We start from the raw sequence: 14107 nt of genomic DNA, 5'->3' as shown, positions 1-14107 counted from the left end.
AGCATGGCGAAGCAAATAAAAACACCCCACTCCGACTTGTATAATGACAAGTCTGTCAGCGCTATGGCCGCAGCAGAGCGTGCCGGCGATAGCATTGATAGTACATTGATAACGACAGAATTGAATCTGACGAATCATTTCCTTATTTCCATGCCGGCAATGCACGACCCTGTCTTCGGTGGCAGCGTGATTTACCTGTGTGAGCATACTCCCCGCGGTGCCATGGGCATGGTGGTCAATCGCGCGACCGATATGACGGTGGCCGACTTATTTGAACGCATCGAGCTGAAACTCGAAAATATCCCCGACTCGCACCCGATGCGCGCGCATTTGGTATTGTTCGGCGGACCGGTGCAAGACGATCGTGGTTTTGTCTTGCATTCACCCGTAGGGGAATACAGTTCCTCGCTGAAGGTGACCGACGATATTGCCTTTACCACCTCGCGCGATGTGCTCGAAGCCATCGCTGCCGGCGATGGCCCGGAACAGGTACTCATGAGCGTAGGCTATGCCGGCTGGGGTGCCGGTCAGTTGGAGCAAGAAATCCTGAGCAACCAATGGTTGACTGTGGCGGCTGATACCGAGGTGTTATTTTCTTTATCACTTGAGCAACGTCTGCATGCCGCCATCAAATTACTCGGCATCGACCCGTTGATGCTGGCTGCCGTCGCTGGGCACGCCTGATGAGCAGCGCTGCCATGCCAGTCGGGGTCGTGCTCGCGTTTGATTTCGGTTTGCAAAGAATCGGTGTCGCAGTCGGCAACAGTGTGTTGCGCCAAGCGACGCCGCTACAGATTATTTCTGCCGCCACGAATGACGCCAAGTTTGCCGAGCTGGCCAGCTTGATCAAGCAATGGCAACCGGCACTGTGCGTGGTCGGCTTGCCGCTGCAACCCGATGGTGCGGCGCATGCGATGACGCAACGCTGTACGCGTTTTGCTCAACAATTGCAGGGACGTTTTGAGGTCGCCACCGTCTTGGTCGATGAGCGTTATTCTTCGGCCGTGCTCAAGGCTGGGCGCGGTGAGCGGATTGACGATCAGGCGGCAGCCTTAATATTGCAACAATATTTTGATGAACATTAACTTGTCGTCTCCAGCGGGATGCGAGCTAACCGTGCCGCCAGTGCACAGGGAAATATGATGACGGCCTTTACCCCCTTGCTTGATGCAGAAGCCTTGTATCAAAGCCTGTTGAATCAAATCCGACCGTATGCGCAAGCGCGTGCGGCAGCCGGACAAGCGCTGGCAGTGGTCGGCATTTATTCCGGCGGGGCATGGATTGCCGCGCGCTTGGTAGCCGACCTTGGTCTCGAAGCGGCTGCCGGCCTGATCGATGTCTCGTTTTATCGCGATGATTATGCCGCCAAAGGCTTGCATGCCGCGGTCAAGCCTAGCCAGATACCGTTTGATGTCAATGGTGCCGAGATCTTGCTGGTCGATGATGTGCTCTATACCGGCCGCACCACGCGCGCGGCCATCAATGAATTGTTCGACTATGGTCGGCCGGCGCGCATCTTGCTGGCGGCCTTGGTCGATCGGGGCGGACGCGAATTACCGGTGGCGGCTGATTTTGTTGCGCATATCGCCAATTTTGAACCCGCTGTCTCTATCAATCTGCAACGTGCAGAAGACGGCACACTGAGTTTTTCCATCGACCATGCATAATCCCCAGCTCAATAAACACGGCGAACTCCAGCATTTGCTGACGATAGAAGGTTTACCGAAGTCCATTATTCATCACATCCTCGATACCGCTTCTTCCTTCGTCAGCGTCAGCGACCGCGAAGTGAAAAAGCTGCCTTTGTTGCGCGGAAAAAGTGTTTTCAATTTGTTTTTTGAAAATTCCACCCGCACCCGTACCACCTTCGAAATCGCGTCCAAGCGTTTGTCGGCCGACGTAATCAATCTCAATATTGCCGCTTCCAGTGCCAGCAAGGGCGAGTCCCTGCTCGATACCATCGATAACTTGGCTGCCATGCATGCTGACATGTTTGTGGTGCGTCATGCCACTTCGGGTGCGCCGTTTTTGATTGCCAAGCATCTCAATGATACGCGCCAGCACCACGTTCATGTGGTCAATGCCGGTGATGGCCGCCATGCTCACCCTACCCAGGGTTTGCTCGACATGTACACGATTCGGCATTACAAAAAAGATTTCAGCAATCTGACCGTTGCCATCGTCGGCGATGTCTTGCACAGCCGCGTGGCGCGCTCCGACATCCATGCCTTGACCACCATCGGTGTGCCGGAAGTGCGCGTGATTGCCCCGCGCACTCTGGTCCCGGGCGGTTTGGAACAGATGGGCGTGCGCGTGTTTTCGGATATGAATGAAGGTTTGAAGGGCGTCGACGTGATCATCATGTTACGCCTGCAAAATGAGCGTATGAGCGGGGCCTTGCTGCCGTCGGCGCAGGAATATTTCAAAAGCTACGGCCTCACGCCGGAACGTTTGGCACTGGCCCATCCGGATGCGATTGTCATGCACCCGGGGCCGATGAACCGCGGCGTGGAAATTGATTCAGCCGTGGCGGATGGTCCGCAAGCGGTGATTTTGCCACAAGTGACTTTCGGCATTGCGGTACGCATGGCCGTCATGAGTATCGTGGCCGGCAATAGCGGCGGCGAGGCCTGAGGATACAGACATGCAAATACAAATAAAAAATGGCCGTGTGATTGATACGGCCAATGCCATCGATGGTCTGCATGACGTCTTCATCCGCGCCGGCCAGATCGCTGCAATCGGTGTGGCGCCGGCCGGTTTCGTGGCCGACCGCATTATCGATGCGACCGGCTTAGTGGTCGCACCCGGCTTGGTCGACCTCAGCGCGCGCTTGCGCGAACCGGGCTTTGAATACAAGGCGACGCTGGAATCGGAATTGAAAGCGGCTATGCGCGGTGGTGTGACCAGCTTGGTGTGTCCACCCGATACCGACCCGGTACTCGATGAAGCCGGTTTGGTGGAAATGCTCAAACAAAGAGCGCGTTCTCACCAGAAAGCCCATGTCTATCCGCTCGGTGCCTTAACGGTAGGCTTGCGTGGTCAGGCCCTGACCGAAATGGTGGCGCTGACCGATGCCGGCTGCATCGGCTTTTCGCAAGCCGAAGTAAGCATCGTCGACACCAATACCCTGCAGCGTGCCTTGCAATATGCCGCCACTTTCGGGTATACGGTCTGGTTGCGGCCGCAGGATGCCTACATCGGCCAAGGTGGTGTGGCCCACAGCGGGCCCTTGGCTTCGCGTATGGGTTTATCGGGTGTGCCGGTGATGGCAGAAACGATTGCGCTGCACACGCTGTTTGAACTCATGCGTGCCACCGGCGCACGCGTCCATGTCTGCCGCATTTCTTCGGCGGCCGGACTGACTTTGATCAAACAGGCGAAAGCCGAAGGTCTGCCGCTCAGTTGTGATGTCGGTGCCCATCACGTGCATTTAACCGATACCGACATCGGCTACTTCGATTCCAATGCCCGCCTCACGCCGCCCTTGCGCAGCGGGCGTGATCGCAGTGCGATTCAAGCCGCTCTGGCCGATGGCACCATCGATGCGATTTGCTCGGATCATACCCCGGTCGACGATGATGAAAAATTACTGCCCTTCGCCGAAGCCTCACCCGGTGCCACCGGTCTGGAACTCTTGCTGTCGCTGGCCTTGAAATGGGCCGAAGACAGCCGCGGCGAAGTCTCGCTGGCACAGGCAATCGCTAAAATCAGCGCGCATGCCGCGCGCGTGGCCGGCTTGGCAGCGGGTACGCTGACGGTTGGCAGCGTCGCCGATGTTTGTGTCTTTGCCGCCGATGAACGCTGGACGGTATCGGCCAAGACCCTGCTGAGCCAAGGTAAGCATACGCTTTTCCTCGGCTATGAATTGCCCGGCGTGGTCAAGCTGACCATGGTGGCCGGACAGATCGCCTATGAAGCGACCGGAACGACTCCGGCAGCATGACAACAGCTGGCCGACCGCAGTGCGGTCGGCCGCAAGAATAATCACAATATCGATACGCCGACGGCGTATCTGGCGGATCTGGCATGATAGTTTGGCACTTGTTTCGAATTTTCCTCCACGTCAGCACAGGCTTGTTGATTTGCTCGTGTGTGTTTCCGTTTGCCTCCGCGGCTAGCCGCGAACAATTGATACGGCGCTGGTCGCTGCAATTGTTGACGATCTGTGCGGTGGACGTGAAGTTTGCCGACGCCAGTGGCGGCCAAATCGGCCCGCAAGCTATCGTTGTATCGAACCATGTTTCCTGGCTCGATATTTTCGTCATCAATACCCTGCATCCCTGTCACTTCGTCGCCAAAGCCGATATTCGCCAGTGGCCGGTGATAGGCTGGTTGTCGGCACAAGCCGGGACGATTTTTTTAGTGCGCGGCAAACAGCGCGAGGTGCGGCGGATTTATCAGGGCTTGGTCGATCAAATCAATGAGGGTAAGCGCATCGCTTTTTTCCCTGAAGGCACCACCGCCGCCCAGGGCATGTTATTGCCCTTCCATGCCAATTTATTCGAAGCGGCAATCGTCGCGCAAGTGCCGATACAGCCTTTGGTCGTACGCTATGTTGACGCGCAAGGGCGCTTGCATACGGCGGCTGATTTCATCGGCGAGATGAGTTTCGTCGAGAGCTTGCAAATCATTTTGAAAGCGCCGCGCATGACGGCAGAATTGGTGCGCTTGCCAGCGATTGTGACTACCGGTGCGCATCGGCGCGAGATTGCTGCGCAAACCAGGGCGGCGATTTTGCAGCAGTTGGTGATGAGCAGCGATGAAACGCCGTGCAGCTATGCTCAAGAGTTGAGCGACACAGAATCAGGCCGCCAAGGGCTGGTCGAGCGCATCGGCTGAGGTCAGCAAGGCTTGCACGGCGCGCTCAAACAGCGGCTCGGCTTCGAGAAAACGCACACGACCATGGGCGATCATGCGGCGGAACATGCGTACGCTGACGATTGCCGGTTGCTCATTGCCTTCCAGGCTGAGCACCAGATTGTTGAGCTTGGGATCGACCCAATTGAGGGTGCCTGTACTCGGTTTGAGCCCCAGTTTAACTTCCAGGCTGACACCGCTGCGCAAACGTTCGCGTATCATTTCAGTACTTATATCCAGTGGTAGTGGCAATGCCATGGCAGCCGATTCATCGCCGAGTTCGGCATCGAGCAGTTGATCGAGCATGTCGACCTTGAGGTCGAGATCGCGAATTGCTTGGGCCAGAATGCGTTGGGTTTCCGGCGCATCTTGTTCTTGTTGTAACTGCTCTGGAGAATCGGTGCTCGGATAGACGAAACTGAAAAAATGCTCGTGGATCGCCGGCAGACTCAGACCGCGGCCGGCCGGCATGCTGCTGGCCACGCGCAGCGCGGTGGTGTGGGCATCAACTAACCAGTCGAGCAAATTTTTCTGTCGTACCGGGTCGTAAGCGATTTCACCTAGCGCTTCGCGCAAGGTGTTGAGAATAATCGGCAAGAGGGCGAATAATTGTGTGCGGTCTTCGGGCTGGCTCTTCGCCACGATGCTCCACAATAAGTCCGGCACCAGCAGGCGATAACGGCGGCCACGGCGCGCTTCTTGGTGTTCGCCAAACTCGATCGCGCGCACCCAAACCGATTGCAAAAATTCGCGCAGATAAGGATCGATGCTGAGTTTTTGTAAAGCTTCGTGCAATTGCGCGCTGATGTGAACCAAGCGCAGCGTGCGGTTTTGTACCTCTTCGACGGCCACCACGGTAGCGTTGATCTGCGTGTCGCTGCCACGTAATTCTTTGGCGATGAAGGCATCGAATTCATCGAGCATGCGGGTAAATAATTGCGCATTCTCGCTGTCATCGTCGAGTAGGGTGGCAACGATACGGCTGATTTCAGTGGCGATATGTACGCCGGTCGGATCGATTTGCTTGAGCCCCAGCGAGATCGAGCCGACCCGATTGATCAACATGCGCGCCGGATGGCCTTTTTGCGTCAACAAAGTCGGGTCGCGCAAAGCCACTTTCAGTACCAGAAATTGTAAACGTCCGAGTTGTGCGCGAATTTCCGCCGGCACTTGCGGGTCGCTGAGAATAAATTCAAATAACATCGCCACCACATCGATGGTCATTTGTTCATCGACATCTGCGGTCAAGGCATTGAGATGATTGCGTTGTTCGAGAATTAAATTACGGATGCTGCCGAAATTGTCGAACATCTGTTCGACCGGGGCGGTAAAACTCTTTTGTAACTGATGGACCGTGGCGATGATGGCCGTGCGCGAACTGCTGGGTTCATTGGCGCTGCTTTCTTCCGTGCTGCCATCTTGGCGCGCTTCGGCATTGCTGCCTGCGATTGCCGTATCATCCGGCGCGCTGGCGGCTTGGTTGGCGGCGGCACCGTAAGCGTGGCTAGCGTAGCTCGGGCTGGCCTGTGTGGCTTGGCTGCCATCAAAAAAACTGCGCAGGGTGGTACCGACCAATTGGTTTGATCCCAACCATTTGAAGGCTGGCTCATCTTGCGTGGCAAATTCTGGTACGCCGGCTTCTTCAGCAGCGCCTGATTCGGCTTGCCGGGCGCTGTCGAAATGCGTCATGACGCCGGTGCCGCCGCGGCTGGCATGGCGTGCTGCGCCTTGCTCGGACCCGCTGCCGGCACTGCCACCGCTGCGTCCCAAGCCGGCCGCCAGGGTGCGCACCGAATGGAATAATTGCTCCAGCTTACCCGGTGTGCGGTCATGCGAGATGTCGCGTCGGCTGGTGTCATAGCGCTGGCCGCCGATTTCAACATAGTCTTGATTTTCTTTCGCCGCCTCGGCTGCTGCTGCTTGCGGTGTTGGCTCGCTGGTCTGGCGTTTTAATTTGAATTGCAATTCGGCCGCCACGCCTTGTTCGGCCAGATAGCTGTTGACGCTGTCGTAAATGCTGCCGACACGCGCTGCCAAACTCGCCGCGAGCTGGTTCGTCAGACGCATGGCCAAGGGCGCTTCCAGGCCATAGGCATCGACTGCCAGTGCGATACTGCGGGCGATCAGATAGGGACGAAACGGATTTTCACGCTCACGGATATGTTCTTGCTTGAATAGCAGGGCGACGCGAATATTGAGGTCGCGAATCTGCTCCTCGGCTTCGGTACGAAAACTGGCCGTGATTTCCTTGAGCATCAGCTCGCTTTCGAGCGCGCTGGAATCGACCAAAGACAGGCTGCCGCCGGACATGTTGAGAACCGAAGCCGGACGGAAGCTGTTGTAGGTAGTTTGAAAACTGCGAGTGAGCAAGGTTTCCAAATGTTCGCGCATGCTTTGTTCGACTTCGGTGGCGCGCCGCAGCATCGCGCCGGCATGTAAATATTGCCCTTGCTCGAGCGGGTTATACGCCGCTTCCGCCATGTTGAACATTGCCGCACTGGCATCGGCCAGAGTCGGGCCTAAGACACGGATAAAGGACCTGAGAAACTCCTTGCGTGCGGCCGGAAGCAGTTCATTCGGATCCATTTGTTATTTCCTTAAATTTGCACAATGTTAAATCAATGCCATTACTTACTTTGGCCTAGCAGTATAGGCATATCTGCTTTGGCGGCAATGATCATTGCTTGGAATTTAAAGATTTTTGACAACTTTTTACAGCTAACAGAGAAAAATGTTGTTTATATATTCAATATAAGCGTCGCGCCGAATAGTTACAGATAGTCTACATTCGTTTGCTGCTTGAATAGTTTCAGAATGACAACGTGGTGCTTTCAAGTCGGGCTTTGCTGCTGCGGGCAACTGATCTGGGTCACGCTGCGGTCTTGCAAGCACACTGCGCTCAATTGTCCGCCCCAAACGCAGCCGGTATCGAGGCTGATCAGCTCGGGGCGATTGAGTAAGCCTAAGGTGGACCAATGACCGAACACGCGCGTGGCGTCGGCACTGGCACCGGTGTGTTCAAACCAAGGAAGGAAACCGGCCGGTGCGGTGGCTTGGCCATCTTTGCTGGCAAACTCCATCTCACCATCGGCACGACAAAAGCGCATGCGTGTAAAGACATTGAGCAGGCAGCGCAGGCGTGCATGGCCGCGTAATTGCGGATCCCAGCGCTCGGGCTGATCGCCATACATATCGCTTAAAAAACTCAGCCATTGCTCACTGCGCAACATGGTTTCGATTTCTTGTGCGTATTGCATGGCATCGGCGACGCTCCAGGCTGGCAAAATACCGGCATGCACCAGTAAGTGTTGTTCGTGCCAGATCGCCAACGGTCGTTGGCGTAACCAAATTAATAATTCGTCCCGGTCCGGCGCTTGCAAGATCTCGTTCAGGGTGTCTTTGCGATGCGGCGCGCGTATGCCTTCGGACACCGCCAGTAAATGCATATCGTGATTGCCGAGCACGCTGTCGGCCCGGCCGCTTTGTTGTAACTGGCGAATTAAGCGCAGGGTGGACAAGGACTTGGGGCCGCGGTTGACCAAATCGCCGGCAAACAAATAGAAATTGTCCTTGCTGCGTTGTTCCAGCAAGGCCAGCAATTGTTCCAATTGGTCGCCGCAGCCTTGAATGTCGCCGATAAAATACGTGGTGCGCATCGCTTGCCGCGCTTAGCGTTCCGCACCGAGGCGCTTGGCTTCGGAGCGACTGGTTAAGGCTTGTTGCTTTTGCTTATCGCGCAAACTCACTGGCAGCATGGTTGGCCAGCCTATCAAGTGTTGTTCGGCAATTTCGGCGAGTGCGCGCAGCCACACCGGTGATTCATTGAGGCAGGGGATGTAATTGAATTCCTTGCCACCTGCGAGCAGAAAATCGGCACGCACTTCCATGGCGATCTCTTCCAAAGTTTCCAGGCAATCGGCGATGAAGCCGGGGCAAATCACGTCTATGCGTTTGACGCCGTCGCGCGCGAGTTGAACGACGCTCGGTGCCGTATATGGTTGCAGCCATTCGGCCCGACCTAAACGCGATTGAAACGTCACCATGTACTGATCTTTGTTTAAACCCAGTTGTTCGGCCAGCAGTCGCGCCGTTTTATAGCATTCACAATGGTAAGGGTCGCCGCGCATCAGAAAGGCTTTCGGCAAGCCATGGAAACTCATCACCAGTTTTTCCGGGCGACCGTGGCTTTGCCAGTGCTGCAAGACCGACTGCTTTAAGGCATCGATGTAGGCATCGTGATCGTGGTAATTTTTTACCAGACGTAATTCCGGGATATTTCTGACTTGTTGATAGTGTTCGAACACCGCATCAAAATTGGCTGCCGTGGTGGTGGCCGAATATTGGGGATAGGCAGACAGAATTAAGATGCGCTCATAGCCCTCGGCTTTTAATTTTTGCAGCACCGAGGGAATCGATGGCGTACCGTAGCGCATGGCATAACTGACCTGCACCTCATGCCCGCGTTCGCCCAGATAACCCTTGAGCAGCAGGGCTTGTTTTTCGGTATGCACTTTCAGCGGTGAACCGTCCTTGGTCCAGATCGAGGCATATTTTTTTGCCGAGACACCGGAGCGAAATGGCAGGATCACGCCGTGCAATATCAGCCACCAAATCGCTCGCGGTACTTCCACCACGCGGCGGTCCCACAGAAATTGTTTTAAGTAGCGCCGCACGGCTGAGCGCGTCGGTGCTTCCGGCGTGCCGAGATTGATCAGGACAACTGCAGTTTTACTGATTTTGCCGTGGGAGTAGTCCGGTTCTTTGAGAAAGCGCATAGGGAGGTTCTGTGACTGTTTTATGAAGCGAGTAATTCGCGTGCGTGTTTACGGGTGGTGGCGGTGATTTCCACACCGCCGAGCATGCGCGCGATTTCTTCCACGCGTTGTTTTTTATCGAGCGCGATGATGTGCGAAACCGTGCGCCCATCGTGGCTGGCTTTGCTGACTTGCAGGTGCTGATTGGCTTGGCTGGCGACTTGCGGTAAGTGTGTCACGCATAAGACTTGGCGCTCTTGTCCCAGGCGGCGCAGCAAACGGCCGACGACTTCGGCGACGGCCCCGCCGATACCGCTGTCGACTTCATCAAAAATCAGTGTCGGGGTAGCGGTGGCGGCCGAAGTAATGACGGAAATCGCCAGCGAAATGCGTGCCAATTCACCGCCCGAGGCGACCTTGGCCAAGGCGCGCGCCGGTACGCCGGCATGACCGGCGACCAAAAATTCTATTTGTTCCAAGCCGTGGGCACTGGCGGCGCAGGGCGTCAGGTCGATGGCGAAACTGCCGCCGCTCATGCTGAGATCTTGCATCGCTGCCGTCACGGCGATAGCCAATTGGCCTGCTACTTGGCGGCGTGCCGCGCTCAATTGCCGGGCCACTTGCAGATAGGCTTGCTCGGCGCGCTCTTCTTCGGCTTTGAGCGTGGCCATATCGCTGGCATGGGCCAGTTGCTGTAACTGGGCCGATAAGCTGCTTAATTCACTATGCAAGGCTTCCGGTGCGACATGAAAACGCCGTGCCGTCGAATGGATGGTCTCGACGCGGGCTTCGACCACACGCAAACGGGCCGGATCGAGTTCGGTGCGGGCCAGGTAATCATTGAGCGCGTAGGTGCTTTCTTGCAGATTGATACAGGCCGATTCGAGTGCATCGGTGACCGGTTTGAGGGCGCTGTCGTAATCGAGTAATTTCAATAAGCGTTGCTGAATGCCAGAGAGCTGCGACAGCAGCGGATGCTCGGATTCGGCAATCAATTCCGCAGCGGCTTGGGCACCTTCGAGCAGGCTGGCAGCATGCGCGAGGCGGCTGTGTTCTTGGCAGATGCTGTCCCATTCGCCGGCTTTGAGTTGTAGTTTATCGAGTTCGCCGACTTGCCACTCCAGCCGTTCGCGCTCTTGGCGTACGTCTTTTTGATTGTTTTCAAATTCGCTGCGCTGCCGGCTCAAGGCCCGCCAGGCTTGATAGCGCGCGCTCACTTCAGCCGTCGCGTCCTGCAAGCCGCCTTGGGTATCGAGCAAAACGCGTTGCGCTTCGCTTTTGAGTAAGGCTTGATGCGCGTGTTGGCCGTGTATATCGACGAGCAAGTCACCGAGTTCGCGCAATTGGCCGGCGGTGGCGGTGATGCCGTTGATCCAGGCTTTCGAGCGGCCGGCATTGTCGATGGTGCGGCGTAAGATCAGGTGTTCTTCCGGGTCGTTCAATTCATGCAGTGCCAACCACGCGGCGACGCAACTGCTGATCGAGAATTCGGCACTGATATCGGCTTTGGCCGCATGTTCACGCACCATGCTGGCGTCGCCGCGGGCCCCGAGTACCAGGCTGAGGGCATCGATGAGTATCGATTTGCCGGCCCCGGTTTCACCGGTCAACACCGATAAGCCGGAACAAAATTCAAGCTCCAGCGTATCGACAATCACAAAATCACGAATGGCAAGCGTGCGCAGCATAGTGGCAGGACCGTAAAGGAAGAAAGTAAGAGTCTGCCATAGTTTCAGCAAACCAGATTAATTGAGCGCGCCTTCGACCGACGGATATTCATTCCAGTGCAGTTTTTCACGCAGCGTATGGTAATAGTTCCAGTCTTGCGGATGCAAGAAGGTGACGGTATGCGGCGAGCGTTGTACGATGATGCGGTCTTGGTGCAGCAGGCTGGCGAAGGTTTGCATGTCGAAATTGACGCTGATATCGCGGCCGGCAACGATTTCAATCACTACTTCGCTGCTGTCGGGCAGTACAATCGGCCGATTCGATAAGGCATGCGGCGCGATCGGAACCATCACGATGCCGTTCAAACTAGGATGTAACAGCGGCCCGCCGGCGGACAGGGCATAGGCGGTCGAGCCGGTTGGGGTGGAGACGATCAAACCGTCGGAGCGTTGGTTGTACATGAATAAACCATCGACTTCCACGCGTAGTTCCACCATGCCGGAACCGGCACCGCGGGCGACGACGATATCATTGAAGGCGGAACCGCTGAAAATCTGCTCGCTGCCGCGCATTACCACTGCTTGCAGCAAACTGCGCTGTTCCGAGACGAATTTCCCGGCCAGCATTTCTGTAATCACCGGCATCATGCGGTCGAGCGGAATATCGGTGATAAAGCCAAGCCGGCCTTGGTTGATGCCTATCAAGGGGACTTTATATGGTGCCAGTTGCCGCGCAATCCCGAGCATGGTGCCGTCACCACCGACGACGATGGCGGCGTCACAGCTCTTGCCGATGTCGGCTACCGAGCGTGCCGTCAGGCCGACCAGCTCAGGATAACGCGCAGTTTCGGTTTCGAGCACCACGTGGTGACCGGCTGCTTGCAAAAAATGCGCGAGTTCGCCGACCGAGGCGGCGATGCCTGCAGCATTGTATTTTCCAACCAGTGCGATGGTTTTAGCCGGTGCAGTCATAGAGAAAGAGTGGTGACATGATGAGCCAGATTAGACCATAATTAGCGCAATAATGAACGAACTGAGTGGCCTCTGTGAAAATTAAAGCTGTATTGCTCGATCTCGATGACACCTTGTGGCCGGTACGGCCGCTGCTGTTGCACGCCGAAGCGGCCTTGTATGAGTGGATGCAAGTCCATGTGCCAAGCGTGGCGGCGGCTTATAGCATCGAAGCGCTGCGCGCCAGGCGACAAGGCTTGATCGCCAGCGATCCACGTTTTCGCTATGATTTATGGGCCTTGCGCCATACCGTATTGAGCCAAGTTTTTGTCGAACATGGTGAAGTGGCGGCCAAGGCCGACTCGGCGATGGCAGTATTTGCGCACGCGCGCAATCAGGTCAGCTTGTATGCTGACGTCGAGCCGGGGCTCACGCAATTGGCCCGGCACGTCCAGCTCGGCACTATTTCCAATGGCTTTGCCGATCTGCGGGCGATCGGTTTGGCGCGGCATTTTCAAGTTTCCTTGGCCGCGCATCAGTTCGGTTGCGCCAAACCCGATGCACGGATTTTCCATGCTGCCTGTGCCGCGCTGGCCCTGGCACCAGCCGAAGTGTTGTATGTTGGTGATGATTTGCTACTCGACGTTGAGGGCGCGCAGCGTGCCGGATTGCCGGCGGCTTGGATGAACCGCAGCGGCATCGTGTCTCAAGAGCGGGCCCATCCGCAGATTCGCCCCGAGCTGGAATGCCGTGATTTATATGACTTACTCCAATTATTCTGATCTTTGCCGCAAATCTTACGCAGTTTCCTGTGTTCAGAGTGCGTGCGCTCGCATAGAATGAAAACATGCAACTTGATATTCGCGCTCAGACCCTCTTGAAAGCCCTCGTGGAACGCTACATCGCTGATGGTCAGCCTGTAGGTTCACGCGCTTTGTCAAAAATTTCCGGACTCGAATTGTCGCCGGCGACCATTCGCAATGTCATGGCCGATCTCGAAGAGATGGGCTTTGTCGCCAGCCCCCATACCTCGGCCGGGCGGGTGCCGACGCCGCGCGGTTATCGCATGTTCGTCGATGAATTATTGACAGTGCAAGAAATCGACGAGGTCGGTTTGGAATCGCGCCTGCAACCGGGCTTGTTGACGCAACCGCCGCAAAAAATTATCGCCAATGCGGCGCAAATTTTATCGTCTTTGTCGCATTTTGCCGGCGTGGTCATGACACCGCGCGTGGCTTCGGTGTTTCAGCAAGTCGAGTTTTTACGTTTATCAGAAAAACGCATCTTGCTCGTCGTTGTGGCACCGGCCGGGGAAGTGCATAATCGGCTGCTGTTGACCGATACCGATTACACGCCGACGCAGTTGGTGCATGCGGCCAATTACCTGAACCAAAATTTCGGTGGCCTCAGTTTTGAGGATGCGCGTTACCGGATTAATAAAGAATTGCGTCAAATACAGACTGATATGTCGCGTCTGATGCAAGCGGCCGTCGAAGCCGGCAGCGATGCCTTGGCAGAGCAGGGCGATGAAGTGGTGATTTCCGGCGAGCGCAATTTGCTCAATGTTGAAGATTGGTCATCGAACATGCATTCGCTGCGCAAGCTGTTTGATATGTTTGAACAAAAAAGCAGTTTGATGCAATTACTCGATGTCTCAGGCAAGGCTACCGGGGTACAGATTTTCATCGGTGGCGATTCGCAACTGGTCCCTTTGGAAGAAATGAGCATCGTGACCGCACCTTATGATGTCAATGGCAAAATTGTCGGTACCTTGGGCGTCATCGGACCGACGCGCATGGCCTATGAACGCGTGATTCCGATCGTTGATATTACGGCAAAATTGCTCTCAAATGCATTGAGCCAGTAGAGCGTTAC

General features: G+C 55.9%; 13 protein-coding genes. 8 read left to right on the top strand and 5 right to left on the bottom strand.

The features are described from left to right. The first annotated feature begins 63 nt into the window (after nt 1-63). The 6 genes from QN359_RS06515 (at nt 64) to QN359_RS06490 (ending at nt 4842) form a co-directional block, all read left to right on the top strand. Nucleotides 64-684, top strand: coding sequence for a YqgE/AlgH family protein (locus tag QN359_RS06515; RefSeq protein ID WP_322251077.1), 621 nt, complete (start codon nt 64-66; stop codon nt 682-684). Continuing rightward, nucleotides 684-1085 (top strand): Holliday junction resolvase RuvX, encoded by a 402-nt coding sequence (gene ruvX, locus QN359_RS06510; protein WP_322250808.1) that lies wholly within the window; start codon nt 684-686, stop codon nt 1083-1085. The genes QN359_RS06515 and ruvX overlap by 1 nt, the downstream gene beginning before the upstream one ends. 57 nt (nt 1086-1142) lie before the next feature. After that, on the top strand, nt 1143-1667 hold the full coding sequence (gene pyrR / locus QN359_RS06505; protein ID WP_416200223.1) for a bifunctional pyr operon transcriptional regulator/uracil phosphoribosyltransferase PyrR: 525 nt from the start codon (nt 1143-1145) through the stop codon (nt 1665-1667). After that, a complete protein-coding gene (locus QN359_RS06500) occupies nt 1660-2634 on the top strand; it encodes an aspartate carbamoyltransferase catalytic subunit (RefSeq protein ID WP_322250809.1) in 975 nt (324 codons plus the stop codon). The genes pyrR and QN359_RS06500 overlap by 8 nt, the downstream gene beginning before the upstream one ends. A 10-nt stretch (nt 2635-2644) precedes the next feature. Then, nucleotides 2645-3946, top strand: a complete 1302-nt coding sequence (locus tag QN359_RS06495; protein WP_322250810.1) for a dihydroorotase — start codon at nt 2645-2647, stop codon at nt 3944-3946. Nucleotides 3947-4029: 83 nt separating this feature from the next. Next, complete coding sequence (locus QN359_RS06490; protein ID WP_322250811.1) at nt 4030-4842, top strand: lysophospholipid acyltransferase family protein; 813 nt, start codon at nt 4030-4032, stop codon at nt 4840-4842. On the opposite strand, the gene QN359_RS06485 is transcribed toward QN359_RS06490, so the two are convergent. The 5 genes from QN359_RS06485 to QN359_RS06465 all read right to left on the bottom strand — a co-directional run bounded on the left by QN359_RS06485 (nt 4807) and on the right by QN359_RS06465 (nt 12253). Next, on the bottom strand, nt 4807-7446 hold the full coding sequence (locus QN359_RS06485) for a DUF1631 family protein (RefSeq protein WP_322250812.1): 2640 nt from the start codon (nt 7444-7446) through the stop codon (nt 4807-4809). The genes QN359_RS06490 and QN359_RS06485 overlap by 36 nt on opposite strands. A gap of 245 nt (nt 7447-7691) precedes the next feature. Then, nucleotides 7692-8516, bottom strand: a complete 825-nt coding sequence (locus tag QN359_RS06480) for a symmetrical bis(5'-nucleosyl)-tetraphosphatase (protein WP_322250813.1) — start codon at nt 8514-8516, stop codon at nt 7692-7694. Nucleotides 8517-8528: 12 nt separating this feature from the next. Next, on the bottom strand, nt 8529-9635 hold the full coding sequence (gene hemH / locus QN359_RS06475; protein WP_322250814.1) for a ferrochelatase: 1107 nt from the start codon (nt 9633-9635) through the stop codon (nt 8529-8531). A gap of 20 nt (nt 9636-9655) precedes the next feature. Beyond that, nucleotides 9656-11302 carry a DNA repair protein RecN gene (recN, locus tag QN359_RS06470; RefSeq protein WP_322250815.1) on the bottom strand — a complete coding sequence of 549 codons (1647 nt, stop codon included), beginning with the start codon at nt 11300-11302 and terminating at the stop codon, nt 9656-9658. A 57-nt stretch (nt 11303-11359) separates the two neighbouring features. After that, on the bottom strand, nt 11360-12253 hold the full coding sequence (locus tag QN359_RS06465; protein WP_322250816.1) for an NAD kinase: 894 nt from the start codon (nt 12251-12253) through the stop codon (nt 11360-11362). Between the two features lie 74 nt (nt 12254-12327). Here QN359_RS06465 and QN359_RS06460 point away from each other — a divergent pair, with 74 nt between their 5' ends. Together QN359_RS06460 and hrcA are read left to right on the top strand one after the other, a co-directional pair. After that, a complete protein-coding gene (locus tag QN359_RS06460) occupies nt 12328-13014 on the top strand; it encodes an HAD-IA family hydrolase (protein WP_322250817.1) in 687 nt (228 codons plus the stop codon). 65 nt (nt 13015-13079) lie between these two features. Next, complete coding sequence (hrcA, locus tag QN359_RS06455; protein WP_322250818.1) at nt 13080-14099, top strand: heat-inducible transcriptional repressor HrcA; 1020 nt, start codon at nt 13080-13082, stop codon at nt 14097-14099. Nucleotides 14100-14107 lie beyond the last annotated feature (8 nt).

The sequence above is a fragment of the Undibacterium sp. 5I2 genome (genome assembly GCF_035019605.1).
Lineage (GTDB): Bacteria > Pseudomonadota > Gammaproteobacteria > Burkholderiales > Burkholderiaceae_D > Undibacterium.
Note: the sequence above shows the minus strand (reverse complement) of the source record. Positions and strands in the feature narration are given on the sequence as shown.

Excerpts from the sequence above, each read along its gene's own strand:
- QN359_RS06515 (WP_322251077.1), top strand. The coding sequence starts at position 64 with ATGGCCGCAGCAGAGCGTGCCGGCGATAGCATTGATAGTACATTGATA.
- ruvX (WP_322250808.1), top strand. The coding sequence starts at position 684 with ATGAGCAGCGCTGCCATGCCAGTCGGGGTCGTGCTCGCGTTTGATTTC.
- pyrR (WP_416200223.1), top strand. The coding sequence starts at position 1,143 with ATGACGGCCTTTACCCCCTTGCTTGATGCAGAAGCCTTGTATCAAAGC.
- QN359_RS06500 (WP_322250809.1), top strand. The coding sequence starts at position 1,660 with ATGCATAATCCCCAGCTCAATAAACACGGCGAACTCCAGCATTTGCTG.
- QN359_RS06495 (WP_322250810.1), top strand. The coding sequence starts at position 2,645 with ATGCAAATACAAATAAAAAATGGCCGTGTGATTGATACGGCCAATGCC.
- QN359_RS06490 (WP_322250811.1), top strand. The coding sequence starts at position 4,030 with ATGATAGTTTGGCACTTGTTTCGAATTTTCCTCCACGTCAGCACAGGC.
- QN359_RS06485 (WP_322250812.1), bottom strand. The coding sequence starts at position 7,446 with ATGGATCCGAATGAACTGCTTCCGGCCGCACGCAAGGAGTTTCTCAGG.
- QN359_RS06480 (WP_322250813.1), bottom strand. The coding sequence starts at position 8,516 with ATGCGCACCACGTATTTTATCGGCGACATTCAAGGCTGCGGCGACCAA.
- hemH (WP_322250814.1), bottom strand. The coding sequence starts at position 9,635 with ATGCGCTTTCTCAAAGAACCGGACTACTCCCACGGCAAAATCAGTAAA.
- recN (WP_322250815.1), bottom strand. The coding sequence starts at position 11,302 with ATGCTGCGCACGCTTGCCATTCGTGATTTTGTGATTGTCGATACGCTG.
- QN359_RS06465 (WP_322250816.1), bottom strand. The coding sequence starts at position 12,253 with ATGACTGCACCGGCTAAAACCATCGCACTGGTTGGAAAATACAATGCT.
- hrcA (WP_322250818.1), top strand. The coding sequence starts at position 13,080 with ATGCAACTTGATATTCGCGCTCAGACCCTCTTGAAAGCCCTCGTGGAA.